Source organism: Kordiimonas lipolytica (genome assembly GCF_001550065.1).
Genome location: NZ_LRUB01000005.1, coordinates 1 through 14,427, shown reverse-complemented (window position 1 = coordinate 14,427; position 14,427 = coordinate 1). Strand labels below are relative to the sequence as shown.

The window sequence follows — 14,427 nt, the reverse complement described above, 5'->3', positions numbered from 1 at the left end:
TCATAATCTATTCAAATAAAGGACAAAGCAATGTGTGGAATTGTGGGTTTATACCTCAAGAACAGTGCGCTTCAGGGCAAGCTCGGTGCTCTCTTTGCGCCAATGCTGATTGAGATGGCGGATCGTGGCCGGGACAGTACGGGCATCGCCATTTATGGCGACGAGGTCGATGACAGCCATGTTAAACTGACCCTGCAGCATGAGGATATTAATTTTGACTGGCCGGCGGTCGTGGCCGCCCTTGAGAAGGGCGTTGGCGCGCCGGTCGACTGGTTTCAGAATGCCGGTGCCATAGTTGCCAAGGTCAAAGGCGACGGTACAGCTGCCCGGTCGCTATTGTCATCGGAGTTTCCGGATGTCGCGGTTCGCAGTATTGGCCTCAGTATAGAGATCCTGAAAGATATAGGGTCGCCGGAAGCTATTTCTGAAAAGTTCAACATCCCCGGCATGAAAGGCACTCACGCCATTGGGCATACCCGCATGGCTACAGAAAGCGCAGTCACGACCGACGGATCCCACCCCTTCTCCACGGGATATGACCTGTGTCTCGTGCATAATGGGTCGTTGTCCAATCACAACCGACTGCGCGCCTATCTGAAAAAGCAGGGCATTGTCTTTGAAACCATGAACGATTCAGAGGTTGCCGCAGGCTATGTGATGTGGCGCATGCAACAGGGCAAAAGCCTGGAAGAAGCGCTGATTGCCGCGCTGGATGACCTGGACGGCTTTTACACCCTGACAGTGGGCACACGGGACGGCTTTGCAGTTGTTCGCGATCGGATTGCCTGCAAGCCTGCGATTCTGGCTGAAACGGATGATTATGTGGCGATGGCCTCGGAATACCGGGCGTTGGCAAGTCTCCCCGGCATCAAGAATGCCCGGCTGTGGGAGCCGGAACCGGGCGAGGTTTATGCCTGGGGCCATACGGCCCATGAAGGAATATCTAGACAGGAACTGGAACTGGCATGAGCGAATATGACCTGCAAAAAGTCTCGATAAGAGAAGTCAATCAAGCGCTACATGACCTGACCGACGGCGCAAATGACACGGAAATCACCATTTCCAACCCCGGTGGTATGCACAATATTGCCTGCGGTGTTGACTCCCCGGTGTCTGTGAAAATCGATGGCCATACCGGCTATTATTGCGCAGGCATGAACAAGCTTGCCAATATCGAGGTGAATGGAAACGTCGGCACAGGTGTTGCTGAAAATATGATGTCCGGTACCGTGCGCGTGCGCGGCAACGCCAGCCAGTCTGCGGGAGCGACCGCCCACGGCGGCCTGCTGGTGATCGAAGGCGACGCCGCGGCGCGCTGCGGTATTTCAATGAAGGGCATCGACATTGTCGTTAAAGGCTCGGTTGGGCATTTGGCCGCTTTCATGGGGCAATCGGGACGCATGGTGGTCTGTGGGGATGCCGGGGATGCGCTTGGCGACTCCCTGTATGAAGCCCGGCTCTACGTGAAGGGAAAGGTGAAGTCTCTTGGCGCAGATTGTATTGAAAAAGAAATGCGCCCCGAACACCTGGAAGAGCTGAAGGCTCTGCTCGATGCTGCCGGTATGGATGAAGACCCGAAGGCTTTCAAACGTTATGGCTCGGCACGCCAATTGTACAATTTTAAAGTCGACAACATGTCGGCTTATTAAAGGAGAGGGCAACATGACCACTCAGAGGCCTGGATTGCGGGAATCCGCCCTTTTTAACCGCGATGTCATCCATGATATTCAACATGCGGCAGAGACCGGTATCTATGATATTCGGGGATTTGGCGCCAAGCGCCCTGTGCCGCATTTTGATGATCTTCTGTTTCTTGGCGCCAGTGCGTCGCGGTATCCATTGGAAGGCTACCGTGAGCGCTGCGACACCAATGTAATACTCGGCACACGTTACGCGAAAAACCCGATCGAGCTTGATATCCCGATTACGATTGCGGGCATGAGTTTTGGGTCACTTTCAGCCAACGCCAAGGAAGCGCTTGGCCGTGGCGCCACCGAAGTCGGCACCAGCACCACGACGGGCGATGGCGGTATGACGCCTGAGGAGCGGGGCCATTCCAAAAAGCTGGTCTATCAATACTTGCCATCCCGGTACGGTATGAATCCGGATGACCTGAGGAAAGCAGACGCCATTGAAATCGTCCTTGGACAAGGTGCAAAACCCGGCGGCGGCGGCATGCTGTTGGGCCAAAAGATTACCGATCGCGTGGCGCAAATGCGCAATCTGCCTAAAGGTATCGACCAGCGCAGCGCTTGCCGACATCCTGACTGGACGGGTTCTGACGACCTGACCCTCAAGATTCTGGAACTCAGGGAAATCACCGACTGGAAGGTGCCGATCTATATCAAGGTCGGTGCGACCCGCACCTACTACGATACCATGCTCGCAGTAAAATCTGGTGCAGATGTGGTGGTGCTGGATGGCATGCAGGGAGGCACGGCAGCGACCCAAGACGTGTTTATTGAACATGTCGGCATACCGACACTGGCGGCACTGCCGCAGGCGGTTGAAGCCTTGCAGGAGATCGACATGCACAGAAAAGTGCAGCTGATTGTTTCTGGTGGTATTCGGTCTGGCGCTGATGTGGCCAAATGTCTGGCGCTCGGCGCGGATGCGGTTTCTATCGGCACTGCGGCGTTGATCGCGCTTGGCTGTAACCATCCGCAGTGGCAGGCTGAGTACGAAAAAATCGGCTCCAGCGCCGGTTTTTATGATGACTATCAGGACGGCAAGGATCCTGCCGGCATTTCAACACAGGACCCTGAATTGATGAAACGCCTGGATCCGAAAGCTGCCGGACACAGGCTGGCCAATTATCTGCGTGTTTTGACCATGGAGACGCAGATACTGGCTAGGGCCTGCGGTAAGTCTCACGTTCATAATCTGGAGCCGGAAGACATGGTTGCGCTGACTATTGAAAGCGCCGCTATGGCGCGGGTGCCATTGGCCGGTACAAGCTGGATACCGGGACAGTAAGGAGAAGACTGAAGGTTTGCCATTTTATCTGGTCATCTGTCCACCGGGACAGTGACTGGAGCATCCACGGAAATGGCATATTCACTGACACCGCTTCGGCGGTGTCTTTTTTTTGTGCTTTCATCCAGCGGGAATATGGTAGGGGGCTTGGCTCAGATTTTCGATCTATTCGGGCGACAGAGCATAGCGCATGAGCTGGTCATGGATCTCGTCCTTTATCCCAGCCATCTCCGGGTGTTTGGGTTTGTTGTGACCAATGAACATCACCAGGCCTTCGATATGTTCAGCGACGACCGCGGCGCGGAGCTGGACAGTAGACTCTGACAAGGCTGGATTGGCGTGGGAGATCAGGTTCGCAATCTGGTGGCGATGGCGGACGTAAAAGCTGTCCAGCGCCATACAGGCATCAGGGTCGCGCGCTGCCAGTGCCCATATTTCAACGAAGAAAAGCCCTGTTTCCATGGTGGTACAATCGTCGATCAGAAACTTCAATACCCAGGACAACGCCTTTTCGGGGCTCAGGTTAGTGATGCCACCATCAATTTCCTCGTACATTGCCAGATAGTGCTCATCAAGCGTGAAATTCATCGCCGCGGTTATCAGCTCGCTCTTGCTGTTGAAATAGTGCTGAAGCGTTTTCAGGTGAACACCAGCTCTCTTGGCGACCCTGCGCATCGAAAAGGAGCCGTACCCCTCATCAATAAAGACCTGGCGGGCGGAATCGAGAAGTTCTCTCTCCCGCTTGGTCCAAGTGTGTCTGACCTCTTTTTGAGACGAATGGAATGGAGACTCGGATTCTTGCCACTCATCAATAACTGTTTCCTGATCAGACAAAATATCCCTTCCTTCGGAGTTTCCTGATAGCCGCCCGGCGGAAAAATCTTATTTAGCGTTCTATATGGTATGTGTCACACGTGCCGTTTTATAGCTTTTTCCCGAGCAATCTGTGCGGTGAAGGCCGCACATTCATGCTTCTTTATCCGTGGACAAGGGCACTGAAATTTCGCCCAGCCACGAATGCTTATCTAGCAGACAGGATATTCTGTTGACAAGAGTTGGTGATGTAACTAGCGTATACCGTCACATGACGGATAAAAGAAAGAATCGATCCGCAAAGACGTTTTTGAAGCGAATTTGACTCTAAAAATAGACGAGGGAGAGGCGGGCTTGATGTTGACTGGCGGTGGGTTCCGAAAGTTCAGTCGAATAATCCGATCAGCAGATTATTCTTGTACCCTTGGCGGTTTCCTCGCTTCTTCAGCTCAGTCCTTCATAAGAGAGGAGACAGAATGTGCTTATAGCCATTGACCCGAGCAAACTGACAGAAGCTGATTTTACGCCTAGCCAGGCCTTGAAACCAGATTGGCTTATTTCGGGTGCAATCGATGAGCATCTGAAAATGCTCTACACGGCGCCTGATGAGAAATTCATGGTTTTGGTTTGGGAAAACCGTTGCTCTATTGAGACCAAACTTCCCGATTATCCAGTGGACGAATTTCTGACCATCATATCGGGTAATGTGGAAATCGAAAATGAGGATGGCAGCAAGGCCTTCTATGGGGCAGGGGACAGTGTTTTCATAGAAAAAGGCACCACCTGCATTTGGCGGCAAAACGGGCCTTTGCGCAAATACGTTATATGGAACATCCGCTGAGGGAGAGGGTGATGAAACTGGCAAAGATTATAAATGCAGGTGCAGGGGTATGGCTTGGTCTGGCTATGGCCGGTGGCGCATATGCGGGCGAAAGCTGTGACGTGGTAGCGGGGGAGCAGGCCGCGAAAAAATGTGTAGCCTGTCATGCCCTTGATACCGACGAGAATAAGGTGGGCCCAAGCCTGAAGGGCGTCTATGGCCGCACCATTGCAAGCTATGAAGGCTTCCGGTTCTCGCGCGCCCTCAGCAAAGTTGAAGGCGAGTGGACAGAAGAGGAACTGGATAAGTTTCTGCTCAAGCCACAGGCATATGCCCGTGGTACCAGCATGGGATTTGGTGGGCTTCGTAAGGAGCAGGAGCGCGCTGACGTGATTTGTTACCTCAAGAATATCAGCGAGTAAGGCTGCATCCTGTCGTGCTTTTGGCATGGCGAATTTTGATGTTGGGAGAATGGATATGAGCGACAATGAGAAAAAAGAAGTAAGGCGGCCATACGCCGGACCGACAGCGCCATCACGGCGCGGATTTCTGGCAGCGGGTGCTGGAGCCTCTGTTCTGGTTGCCTCAGCGGGGGCGCTGGCGGCCAGTACTGCAGAGGCAGGGGAATACAAGGGCAAGAGTAAAGGTCATGTGATTGTTATTGGTGGCGGGTTTGCCGGTTGCACCGCGTCGAGGGAGCTAAGCCGGAGCGGCTACAAGGTTACCCTTCTGGAAGCCAGGAACCGTCTTGGAGGCCGGACATTTACATCCAAGTTTGCTGGTGAAATGGTCGATATGGGGGGGACTTGGGTACACTGGTCGCAGCCCCATGTGTGGTCCGAGATCCGACGCTACGGGATGGAATTGGATGAGACTGTCGGCGCTGTAGCTGAGAATGTGATCTACATTGACTATGATGGTAAGCGGCACGAGGCAAAATGGTCGGACATCTGGCCAACTGCAGAGGATCACGACAAAGTCTGGCGGAAATATTATCCTGACGCCTATGAGATGATGCCGTTTCCTTCCATGCCTTTCCAGGACCTGAAGTGGATTGAAACCGACAATATAACTATGCAGGAAAAACTGGACACGGCAGATCTATCCGAAATCGAGAAGATTTATATAGATTGCTACCATTCGACCTGTGGCGCCAATGCAATGGATCAAGTGTCCTATGCCTACATTCTGCGCTGGTATGCCCACGCAGGATACAGCGGCACTTGTATTAATGATCTGGGACTTCGGTTCAAAATCAAGGGTGGCACGAAAGCGCTTCTGGAGAAGATCATCGGCGACGCTAATGCTGATATCCACTTGTCGACCCCGGTTCGCAAAGTGACTCAGACGAAAAACGGTGTTGAGGTTCTGACCGATACGGATAAGAAATTCACTGCCGACGCTGTCGTCTGCGCGATGCCTCAAAACGTTTTGCGGGATGTTGAATTCTCACCTGCGCTTCCGGCCGGCAAGCTGAAAGCTTCCGAGGATACTCATGCCGGATCTGGCACCAAATTGCATGTCCAGCTTGAAGGTGAATACGAGGCCTTTGGTGGTTGGGCTCCTGGTGGCGACGTGCCAATCAACTATGTGCTGTGGGACAGCGCCAAGAATGGCCATACTCATCTGATCTGTTTTGGCCCAGGCACTGATACCCTTGATATGAACGATACCGAAGCCGTTCAGAAAGCCATTGAGACTTTTTTGCCGGATGCGAAAGTAATTCAGGCATTTGGCTATGGCTGGAATGATGACCCCTATTCGCAAGGTGTCTGGTTCTCGCCTCGCCCGGGTCAGGCCTATGGTATATTGGAAGACATGCAGTCGTCCCATGGCCGTATACACTTTGCAAGTGGTGATTGGGCCAATAGTTGGCGTGGCTTTATTGACGGCGCCATCGAACAGGGACTGGTTGCCGCTGATAAAGTGCGTGATCAGCTCAAGGGCTGAACGGCGCCGGGCTGCTGGATGACTAGAGGCCAAGTATAGTGAAAACGGATTGCTCTGATGATGCAATCCGTGGCTATTTCACCGACGCTGTTATCGTGACGCCGGCGCATTAGGGTTTCTCGCGGGAGTGGACCACGCCAGCGCATAGGCTAGCGCCGGAGCCGATAGTCGGGGGAGGCATGGGCGGATTGGAGAAGACAGTACGCCTGAAATCTGTGCTCATGGCGGATGTTTAGAGATTTCAAGACGATCGAGGATCATTGATTTTATCGAATGGAGGGCAAGATGCCTTTTGATGTACCCAAGTTTAAAGAAAAATATGACAATTATATTGGTGGCAAATTTGTTGCGCCGGTTGGCGGACAGTATTTTCCCAATACGTCGCCGGTGGACGGCAAGGCCTTTACCAAAGTTGCACGCTCCGACGCTCGAGATATCGATCTTGCTCTTGACGCCGCGCATGCTGCAAAGGATGGCTGGGCCAAAACCTCGGTAACAGAGCGCAGCACCATCCTTCTGAAGATTGCTGACCGCATTGAACAGAATCTCGATTCTCTGGCTATGGTTGAAACCTGGGATAACGGCAAAGCAGTCCGGGAATGTAAGGCCGCTGATCTGCCGCTGGCGATTGATCATTTCCGTTATTTTGCGGGCATCATCCGTGGCGAATCCGATGATATTGCGGATCTCGGTGGTGATACTGTCTCCATGGAGATCAAAGAACCGCTTGGTGTAGTTGGTCAGATTATTCCGTGGAATTTTCCGATCCTGATGGCGACATGGAAACTGGCGCCAGCACTTGCGGCAGGTAACTGTGTGGTTATGAAGCCAGCCGAACAGACCCCGACATCAATCCTGGTGTTAATGGAGGTGATTGGCGACTTGTTACCCCCCGGCGTTGTCAATATCGTCAATGGTTTTGGTGAGGAAGCTGGCGCGCCGCTCGCCAGTTCTACCCGTGTTGCCAAGGTAGCATTCACTGGCTCCACGTCGGTTGGTAAAGCTATTTATGAAGCGGCGGCTCCAAATCTGATTCCGGTCACGCTGGAATTGGGTGGGAAGTCGCCGAACATCTATTTTGAAAGTATAGCCTCCGAAGATGACGAGCTTTTCGACAAAGCGATTGAAGGCTTCGTTATGTTTGCCCTTAATCAGGGTGAAGTCTGTACCTGTCCGTCTCGTGCGCTGATCCAGGAAAGTATCTATGAAAAATTCATGGCGCGCGCCATCGAGCGCGTTAAAGCCATTAAGGTGGGTAATCCGCTGGATCCAGAGACGATGATTGGAGCCCAAGCATCCAACGAGCAGTATGACAAGATCCTGTCATACATCAACATTGGCCGTGATGAGGGTGCCGAGGTGCTGACCGGGGGCGCTGCACGAGAGGTCGATGGCCTTGAAGGTGGCTATTATATTGAGCCAACCATTTTGAAAGGCAGCAACTCTATGCGGGTTTTCCAGGAAGAGATTTTTGGCCCGGTGGTCGGCGTTGTGACCTTTAAGGATGAGGCAGAAGCCATTGCTATCGCCAATGACACCGAATACGGCCTTGGCTCTGGTGTCTGGTCCCGGGATATGCATCAGGTGCACAATGTGTCCCGGCAGATTGAAGCAGGCAGAGTTTGGGTGAATTGTTACCATCTGTATCCGGCTCATGCTTCCTTCGGCGGGTTCAAGAAATCCGGTATCGGTCGCGAGACACACAAGTGTGTTCTGGATGCCTATCGCCGCACCAAGAATGTCCTGATCAGCTACGACAAGAACCGGCTCGGCTTTTTCTGATCGGATTCAATGAGGTTTTGACTGACGGGCAAAACTGCCCGTCGGTCATAAGAGTATAAACCGTCCCGGTTTGCATACACGTACCTGATAGATAGGGAAGCCGTTCATTGATCAATAAGTTCTTGAGAAAATTTGTTGTTTTTTCAGCTTTTCTCATCGTCTCAGGCTGTTCGCAAGCTGACAACAACAGTGATGATCACGCAGCTTCGGTTGAAGCTGAAATTGATGAAGTTGCGATCATTAAAACCATAGAAGGCCGGTTTGATACCGCCTTCCATACGGTCTGGTCAAAAGACCATGATGCCGAAACTTTTGTACATGAATACTTGACTCCAGACGCTGTCATTACAGCGTCAGACAGTCCGACAACCTGGTCCGGGTATGATGAATTAGTTCCGTTGATGGTCGATTTGATTGCGTCCTATCCTGGCATCACAGCAGAATCTGTATTCACCCGGGTAGCCAGCGAAACAGTTGTCTACCAGTTTGCCCAGTTCACCTTTCACCCGGCCGATTCGAACGCTGATACCATTCCGGCTAAGTCCCTCTATGTCTGGGTGCACAGGGATGGAAAATGGAAGATTACCGCAGATCATTTTAGCTACACGCTGATGGATGTGCCTTCAATCGCAAAATAGAGTTTCCTTTCCCGGTTTCTAGATCCTGGACAAGGGTCGTACTTAAGCGCGGCAAGCGAGGGACCTCCCGAATTTGACAGCGCTGCCCAGCCGCCTTGACTCTGGCTCGAATCGGGATGGAATACGTGGGGAGAAATTACAATGTCTGAGATCGCCGTTTATAAGGTGCCCGAATCTGTTGCCGCAAACACCTTTTGTACAGAGGGGCAGTACAGGGACCTATACAAACAATCCATCAACGACCCCATCGCTTTCTGGAGTGAGCAAAAAAACTGTGTTGACTGGTTCCGCGACCCCCAGATTATCAAGAACACTTCGTTCAGCGGAGAAGTATCGATCAAATGGTTCGAAGACGGCGAACTGAATGTCTCCTACAATTGCATAGACCGCCATTTGCCATCCCGCGCCAATGAAATCGCCTTGATCTGGGAAGGCGATAATCCGGCTGAAAGCGCGAAGGTGACATATGGCGAATTGGCCCGGGAGGTGAATCGCTTTGCCAATGTCCTCAAGTCGCTGGGTGTGAAAAAAGGCGATCGGGTCACCATGTACATGCCGATGATCCTTGAAACTACTTATGCGATGTTGGCTTGCGCCCGGATCGGGGCGGTGCATTCGATCGTCTTTGGCGGCTTTTCTCCGGATGCTGTTGCCAGTCGGCTGGACGATTGCCAGTCAAGTTTCATTATTACCGCTGATGAGGGATTAAGGGGCGGTCGCAAAGTGCCTTTGAAGGCCAATGTAGATGCCGCTATCGTGGAGTTGGCCGCATCTACCGGTCGGTCAGTGGATACCGTTCTGGTGGTTAGGCGAACCGGCGCGGATATCGCCATGACCAAGGGCAGGGATGTCTGGTACCACGATGTGTCACAAGATGTCAGTGATCATTGTGACCCGGAGCCGATGAAGGCGGAAGACCCGCTTTTTATCCTTTATACCAGCGGATCGACCGGCAAACCCAAAGGCGTGTTACACACTACGGGCGGGTATCTGGTCTGGGTAACCATGACCTTCAAATATATCTTCGATTACAAGCCGGGTGAGGTCTACTGGTGTTCAGCCGATGTCGGCTGGATTACCGGGCATAGTTATATCGTATATGGACCTCTGTCCAATGGGGCCACCAGCTTGGTTTTTGAGGGGGTGCCAAACTATCCGGATGCCTCGCGGTTCTGGAATGTCATAGATAATTTCAAAGTCAATATCTTCTACACTGCCCCCACCGCCATTCGCGCCCTTATGCGCGAAGGCGAGGATTTTGTGAAAGCGACGGATCGATCTTCCCTCAGGTTGTTGGGGTCTGTTGGTGAACCCATTAATCCCGAGGCATGGAACTGGTATTACACTGTCGTTGGGGAAGGGCGTTGCCCGATTGTTGATACTTGGTGGCAGACCGAGACGGGCGGCGTCCTCATATCGCCTTTGCCGGGCGCAACGCCACTGAAACCTGGGTCGGCGACCCGGCCCTTTTTTGGAGTAAAGCCCGCGCTGGTTGATGCAGACGGTAATATTCTTGATGGTGCGACAGAGGGGAATCTGGTCCTTATGGACAGCTGGCCAGGCCAAATGCGGACCGTCTATGGTGACCATGAGCGGTTCATTCAAACCTATTTCAGCTCTTATAAAGGCCTTTATTTCACAGGGGACGGCTGCCGCCGCGATGAAGACGGTTATTACTGGATTACGGGCCGTGTTGATGATGTCATCAACGTATCAGGCCACCGTATGGGGACGGCCGAGGTGGAGTCCGCTCTCGTGGCTCATGAAGATGTCAGCGAGGCCGCCGTGGTAGGCTATCCGCACGATATCAAAGGACAGGGCATATTCGCCTATGTCACCTGCAAGGCCGGGGTGGAACCCACCGATCAATTGCGATCCGATTTGGTCAAATGGGTGCGCAAGGAAATCGGGCCAATTGCGTCACCTGATGTTATTCTCTTTGCCCCTGGCTTGCCAAAAACCCGCTCCGGCAAGATCATGCGCCGTATCCTGAGAAAGATTGCAGAGAATGACACCGATAGTCTCGGGGATACATCCACCTTAGCGGATCCGTCCGTGGTGGATGATTTGATAAGGACCTACCGCGTGGCGACATCTGTCTGAAAGGTTCTGTAATCCATTTATAGGGCCTGATCTTAAGTACCAATATTTGCTATAAGAGGCTTTGTTGACGTTTTGGAGGCTATCCATGCCCAGAAACACATCCGTCTCTCTCGGTGATCATTTTGCCGGGTTTATCGAGTCCAAGGTTAGAACGGGCCGTTATGGTTCCGCCAGCGATGTCGTGCGGGCCGGTCTCAGGCTTCTTGAAGAACATGAGGCCCGGGTCGAAGCGCTGCAGGCTGCTCTTGCCGAAGGGGAAGCATCGGGCACGCCCCAATCGTTTGATGCCGGTGCATTCCTGAACGAGATGCGGGACAAATATGCCGACTAGGCCGGATGGATACCGGCTTTATCTGCGCGCCCGTACCGATCTCGAGGGGATCTGGCTTTATACCTTCGAAACATGATCGTCAGGCCAGGCCGACGACTACATCTCCGAATGCTTCAGAGCCTTTGAAGGATTGGCCCTGGGCCATATCCTCTCTGCAAGTGGGAAGTTATTCCCAAGGATTGATAATATCGAGTTCGGCAAACGCGAAGTCCTTGGTGTTTCGCGTCACAAGGGTGAGACGGTGATGGATGGCCGTTGCGGCAATCAGGCTGTCAATGGCAGGAAGGGAACGTCCCGCCTTGGCCATAAGACGTCCCCACTCGTCGGCTACTTTGGTGTCAACGGAGAGAATATGGCTTCCAAACCAGGTCGGCAGATCATGCTCCAGCCAGTCCACGATCCTGGCGTATCGGTTGCCTTCGGTAAGTCCTGCAACGCCTTTGCGGATTTCGCCAAGGGTCAGGACGCTCAGGTAAAGCCCTTCCTGAGGAGCCGTCCTGAACCATGCCCGGACTTTGGGGTTCGGTCTTGGCCGTACCAGTTCCGATATGGCGCAAGTGTCAATGAGGTAGCTCACAGATCAACATCGCGCGTGGGCGATTGATCCCGTTCGATGTCGATATCGAGACCTGCCAAAGGCGATTTCCTGAGAAAGCTTGCCAGGTCCGGTTTTCGCCCGACCATTTTCTCGTAATCCGCTCGTGACATAAGGACGGCTGCAGATTTACCCCTTAAGGTGATTTCCTGGGGGCCTTCCTTGGTGAGCTTTACAACTTCACTGAACTTTGCCTTGGCGTCCTGAAGAGGCCACTGTTTCATGTCTTGCTCCATACTAGTCAGACTGGTCATATGATATTGGGGATCGGGGCGTTGATCAAGGAAGTTTATGTCATCTGAACCGGGGCGCGGTCGCCGAAGGTACTTTTCGTCCGACGGTTTCTGTACCCTTTATTTAGGGTCCTTGTTCGTTCCTGTGTCAGGGAAGCCAAATTCCCTGTTGTCCTGCATCAGAGCATGCAGGTAGAGGCGCGGCAAAGACAACGGTGGCCATCACTTGCCATCAGCCTTTGAGCGGACCCATCCTGGCCGCCAGGGCTTAACGGTCGTTCCGGAAAGCGAAAGCTCATCCCACCAAAAGGGCGATCTGTCCCATGGTCGTCCCACTAATGACGATGTTCATCCCGCTTCAACGCAGATCTATCCCACATCCGTCCCACCAAACGGCATTCTCATCCCGCTAAACCCGTTTTTCATCCCACATTCATCCCGTTAAACGGCATTTTCATCCCACTAAAAATACGGCCATCCCGCTTGAAGGTTGGGCGGTTTCTATAATCGAAAGCATAGGAAATGCGAAAAATAATATGGCGATTACAGTGGGTTAGTCTCTCCAAGAAGCGAAAAGAGGTACGGATTCAGTGAAAAATCGGACAAAATTCCGTACAGCTGTTCCACTTGGCATAATTCGCTGTTATGGCCCGAAAATTTCCTGTTCTGAGAAGGAACAGGGAAGGGGCGTTCCCTGTTCTTACCAACGGGAATTTGACTCTTAACTCACTGATATGGCGGGGTTTATAAGGGAAAGTGGAGTACCCAAAGGGCCCAAAACCGGTTCATTACCCTGTAAATTAGCCATTATCAGGGTATTTGAGCCAGGAACAGGGAAGAGACCGGTTCGAGGGTGACTGCAACCGCCACCAATAATTCCAAGGGCTTAGGAAGCATTTCCTAGGCCCTTATTCTTTGTGGGACCACCAAAGGGACCATGATGGGACCAGTGAAATTTGTAGAGCTGGCGTTCCTACGTTTCCGGATCTCTATACAAGTTAGTCGGTACGGTCAGGAATATGCTCAACCAGCTTTTCAACCGGCACCCGAAAGTAATTGCATAGCTTGTCAATGATCTCCGTCGAAGCGTTATAGCCCTTCTGGTTCGCGACTTTGGTCAACGTCGTCCGATGAATGCCGGTCTCCCGCGACACCTCATCAAATGTGACCTTACGACCTTCATTGAAGCCCTTGTCAGCCATTACCTCTCTCAAGCGAAAACGAATCATCACCAACTTACATTCATCAAATGATGTGTATGAACATCTTTTTTTGTTGACATACATCATTGCAGCGATATAAATGATGCGTACACACATCATTGGCCGCGTGGGAGTAACAAAAGATGAGCCCAACATACTTAACAACCGAAGAGTTGGCTAGTAGAATCAAATACGATGTCCGCACCATCCGTGAACGCCTTAAAGATAGCGTCCTTCTGGAGGGGGTTCATTACATTCGGCCGTTCGGCGGGCGCAAAATTCTCTATCTCTGGGAAACTATTGAAAGAGATATGCGCGAGCAGCACAGCCTACCCACCAGCTTCTCGAGTCTGGCGGTTTAACATGGCCGCAATCGGATCTCGGAATGGACGACTATATATTGACTTCCGCTACCAGGGAATTCGATACAAAGAATACACCGGCGCACAAGATACGCCGGCGAACCAAAGAGCAGCTCAGCAACTTTTGAAGCGCATGGAAGCCGAGATTACACTCGGAACGTTTAGCTATCTCAAGTATGTCAAGGGCGGAGCAAAATTAGGCCATAGGGCGGCGTAAAAGTGAGCCAGTATGGATATGGTTGATATGATAGCCGGGGGCATGCCCCCGGCTATCATATTTTGGCGATCATTTTGGGTGGGGTTTTGAGCGGCTCTGCGCGAGGCGGTAGCTTTCGCCGTTCATCTCGAGGATGTGAACATGGTGGGTCAGCCGGTCGAGGAGCGCGCCGGTGAGGCGTTCCGAGCCGAAGGTTTCTGTCCACTCGTCGAACGGAAGGTTGCTGGTGATGATGGTGGAGCCACTTTCATATCGCTCGGAGAAGACCTCGAACAACAGTTCGGCGCCGGTCTTTGAGAGCGGCACAAAGCCCAGTTCGTCAACGATCAGCAATCTGTATTTGGCCAGCTTCTTCTTGTAGCGCAGCAGGGACTTCTCATCCCTCGCCTCCATCAGTTCATGCAC

Annotated in this window: 17 protein-coding genes; 12 read left to right on the top strand and 5 right to left on the bottom strand. The window is 52.5% G+C overall.

The annotated features are described in order from the left end of the window. Positions 1-30: 30 nt before the first annotated feature. From KORM41_RS02750 to KORM41_RS02740, 3 genes are read left to right on the top strand one after another with little or no spacing between them, the layout of a single operon-like run. Entirely contained in the window at positions 31-969 is a 939-nt protein-coding gene (locus KORM41_RS02750; protein ID WP_068144158.1) for a class II glutamine amidotransferase, read from the top strand. After that, entirely contained in the window at positions 966-1,649 is a 684-nt protein-coding gene (locus KORM41_RS02745) for a GltB/FmdC/FwdC-like GXGXG domain-containing protein (RefSeq protein ID WP_068144155.1), read from the top strand. The genes KORM41_RS02750 and KORM41_RS02745 overlap by 4 nt, the downstream gene beginning before the upstream one ends. Before the next feature lie 13 nt (positions 1,650-1,662). Continuing rightward, complete coding sequence (locus tag KORM41_RS02740) at positions 1,663-2,976, top strand: FMN-binding glutamate synthase family protein (RefSeq protein WP_068144152.1); 1,314 nt, start codon at positions 1,663-1,665, stop codon at positions 2,974-2,976. 165 nt (positions 2,977-3,141) lie between these two features. Here the strand turns inward: KORM41_RS02740 and KORM41_RS02735 are convergent, their stop codons facing one another. Then, positions 3,142-3,810 carry a TetR/AcrR family transcriptional regulator gene (locus KORM41_RS02735; protein WP_197420939.1) on the bottom strand — a complete coding sequence of 223 codons (669 nt, stop codon included), beginning with the start codon at positions 3,808-3,810 and terminating at the stop codon, positions 3,142-3,144. 457 nt (positions 3,811-4,267) lie between these two features. On the opposite strand from KORM41_RS02735, the gene KORM41_RS02730 reads away from it, so the two are divergent. The 7 genes from KORM41_RS02730 (at position 4,268) to KORM41_RS02700 (ending at position 11,413) form a co-directional block, all read left to right on the top strand. Then, the gene (locus tag KORM41_RS02730) at positions 4,268-4,630 is read left to right on the top strand and encodes a cupin domain-containing protein (RefSeq protein ID WP_068144143.1); all 363 of its coding nucleotides are present in this window, start codon (positions 4,268-4,270) and stop codon (positions 4,628-4,630) included. A gap of 11 nt (positions 4,631-4,641) precedes the next feature. Further along, positions 4,642-5,031, top strand: a complete 390-nt coding sequence (locus tag KORM41_RS02725) for a c-type cytochrome (RefSeq protein WP_068144138.1) — start codon at positions 4,642-4,644, stop codon at positions 5,029-5,031. A gap of 55 nt (positions 5,032-5,086) precedes the next feature. After that, on the top strand, positions 5,087-6,559 hold the full coding sequence (locus KORM41_RS02720) for an NAD(P)/FAD-dependent oxidoreductase (protein WP_068144136.1): 1,473 nt from the start codon (positions 5,087-5,089) through the stop codon (positions 6,557-6,559). 273 nt (positions 6,560-6,832) lie between these two features. Continuing rightward, positions 6,833-8,341: an aldehyde dehydrogenase family protein gene (locus tag KORM41_RS02715; RefSeq protein ID WP_068144135.1), complete on the top strand. Its 1,509-nt coding sequence runs from the start codon at positions 6,833-6,835 to the stop codon at positions 8,339-8,341. A 107-nt stretch (positions 8,342-8,448) separates the two neighbouring features. Continuing rightward, positions 8,449-8,979, top strand: a complete 531-nt coding sequence (locus KORM41_RS02710; RefSeq protein WP_068144133.1) for a YybH family protein — start codon at positions 8,449-8,451, stop codon at positions 8,977-8,979. A 141-nt stretch (positions 8,980-9,120) separates the two neighbouring features. Continuing rightward, positions 9,121-11,082: an acetate--CoA ligase gene (gene acs / locus KORM41_RS02705; protein WP_068144131.1), complete on the top strand. Its 1,962-nt coding sequence runs from the start codon at positions 9,121-9,123 to the stop codon at positions 11,080-11,082. 85 nt (positions 11,083-11,167) lie between these two features. Beyond that, positions 11,168-11,413 (top strand): type II toxin-antitoxin system ParD family antitoxin, encoded by a 246-nt coding sequence (locus tag KORM41_RS02700; protein WP_068144130.1) that lies wholly within the window; start codon positions 11,168-11,170, stop codon positions 11,411-11,413. Positions 11,414-11,579: 166 nt separating this feature from the next. Here KORM41_RS02700 and KORM41_RS02695 read toward each other — a convergent pair whose 3' ends face one another. From KORM41_RS02695 to KORM41_RS02685, 3 genes are all read right to left on the bottom strand, one after another. Beyond that, positions 11,580-11,990, bottom strand: a complete 411-nt coding sequence (locus KORM41_RS02695; RefSeq protein ID WP_068144127.1) for a type II toxin-antitoxin system VapC family toxin — start codon at positions 11,988-11,990, stop codon at positions 11,580-11,582. Then, positions 11,987-12,232: a type II toxin-antitoxin system Phd/YefM family antitoxin gene (locus KORM41_RS02690; protein ID WP_068144126.1), complete on the bottom strand. Its 246-nt coding sequence runs from the start codon at positions 12,230-12,232 to the stop codon at positions 11,987-11,989. Before KORM41_RS02690 ends, KORM41_RS02695 begins: the two co-directional genes overlap by 4 nt. A gap of 1,007 nt (positions 12,233-13,239) precedes the next feature. Beyond that, on the bottom strand, positions 13,240-13,443 hold the full coding sequence (locus KORM41_RS02685; RefSeq protein ID WP_197420943.1) for a helix-turn-helix domain-containing protein: 204 nt from the start codon (positions 13,441-13,443) through the stop codon (positions 13,240-13,242). A gap of 143 nt (positions 13,444-13,586) precedes the next feature. On the opposite strand from KORM41_RS02685, the gene KORM41_RS21675 reads away from it, so the two are divergent. Both KORM41_RS21675 and KORM41_RS22455 read left to right on the top strand, forming a co-directional pair. Continuing rightward, the gene (locus KORM41_RS21675; RefSeq protein ID WP_020400099.1) at positions 13,587-13,805 is read left to right on the top strand and encodes a hypothetical protein; all 219 of its coding nucleotides are present in this window, start codon (positions 13,587-13,589) and stop codon (positions 13,803-13,805) included. A gap of 1 nt (position 13,806) precedes the next feature. Next, positions 13,807-14,022, top strand: coding sequence for an Arm DNA-binding domain-containing protein (locus KORM41_RS22455; protein ID WP_068144124.1), 216 nt, complete (start codon positions 13,807-13,809; stop codon positions 14,020-14,022). Between the two features lie 69 nt (positions 14,023-14,091). Here KORM41_RS22455 and KORM41_RS02670 read toward each other — a convergent pair. Continuing rightward, a partial coding sequence (locus tag KORM41_RS02670) for an ATP-binding protein (RefSeq protein WP_197420904.1) occupies positions 14,092-14,427 on the bottom strand: 336 nt, incomplete at its 5' end.

Excerpts from the sequence above, each read along its gene's own strand:
- KORM41_RS21675 (WP_020400099.1), top strand. The coding sequence starts at position 13,587 with ATGAGCCCAACATACTTAACAACCGAAGAGTTGGCTAGTAGAATCAAA.
- KORM41_RS02740 (WP_068144152.1), top strand. The coding sequence starts at position 1,663 with ATGACCACTCAGAGGCCTGGATTGCGGGAATCCGCCCTTTTTAACCGC.
- KORM41_RS02690 (WP_068144126.1), bottom strand. The coding sequence starts at position 12,232 with ATGAAACAGTGGCCTCTTCAGGACGCCAAGGCAAAGTTCAGTGAAGTT.
- KORM41_RS02685 (WP_197420943.1), bottom strand. The coding sequence starts at position 13,443 with ATGGCTGACAAGGGCTTCAATGAAGGTCGTAAGGTCACATTTGATGAG.
- KORM41_RS02745 (WP_068144155.1), top strand. The coding sequence starts at position 966 with ATGAGCGAATATGACCTGCAAAAAGTCTCGATAAGAGAAGTCAATCAA.
- KORM41_RS02725 (WP_068144138.1), top strand. The coding sequence starts at position 4,642 with ATGAAACTGGCAAAGATTATAAATGCAGGTGCAGGGGTATGGCTTGGT.
- acs (WP_068144131.1), top strand. The coding sequence starts at position 9,121 with ATGTCTGAGATCGCCGTTTATAAGGTGCCCGAATCTGTTGCCGCAAAC.
- KORM41_RS02700 (WP_068144130.1), top strand. The coding sequence starts at position 11,168 with ATGCCCAGAAACACATCCGTCTCTCTCGGTGATCATTTTGCCGGGTTT.
- KORM41_RS22455 (WP_068144124.1), top strand. The coding sequence starts at position 13,807 with ATGGCCGCAATCGGATCTCGGAATGGACGACTATATATTGACTTCCGC.
- KORM41_RS02750 (WP_068144158.1), top strand. The coding sequence starts at position 31 with ATGTGTGGAATTGTGGGTTTATACCTCAAGAACAGTGCGCTTCAGGGC.
- KORM41_RS02715 (WP_068144135.1), top strand. The coding sequence starts at position 6,833 with ATGGAGGGCAAGATGCCTTTTGATGTACCCAAGTTTAAAGAAAAATAT.
- KORM41_RS02720 (WP_068144136.1), top strand. The coding sequence starts at position 5,087 with ATGAGCGACAATGAGAAAAAAGAAGTAAGGCGGCCATACGCCGGACCG.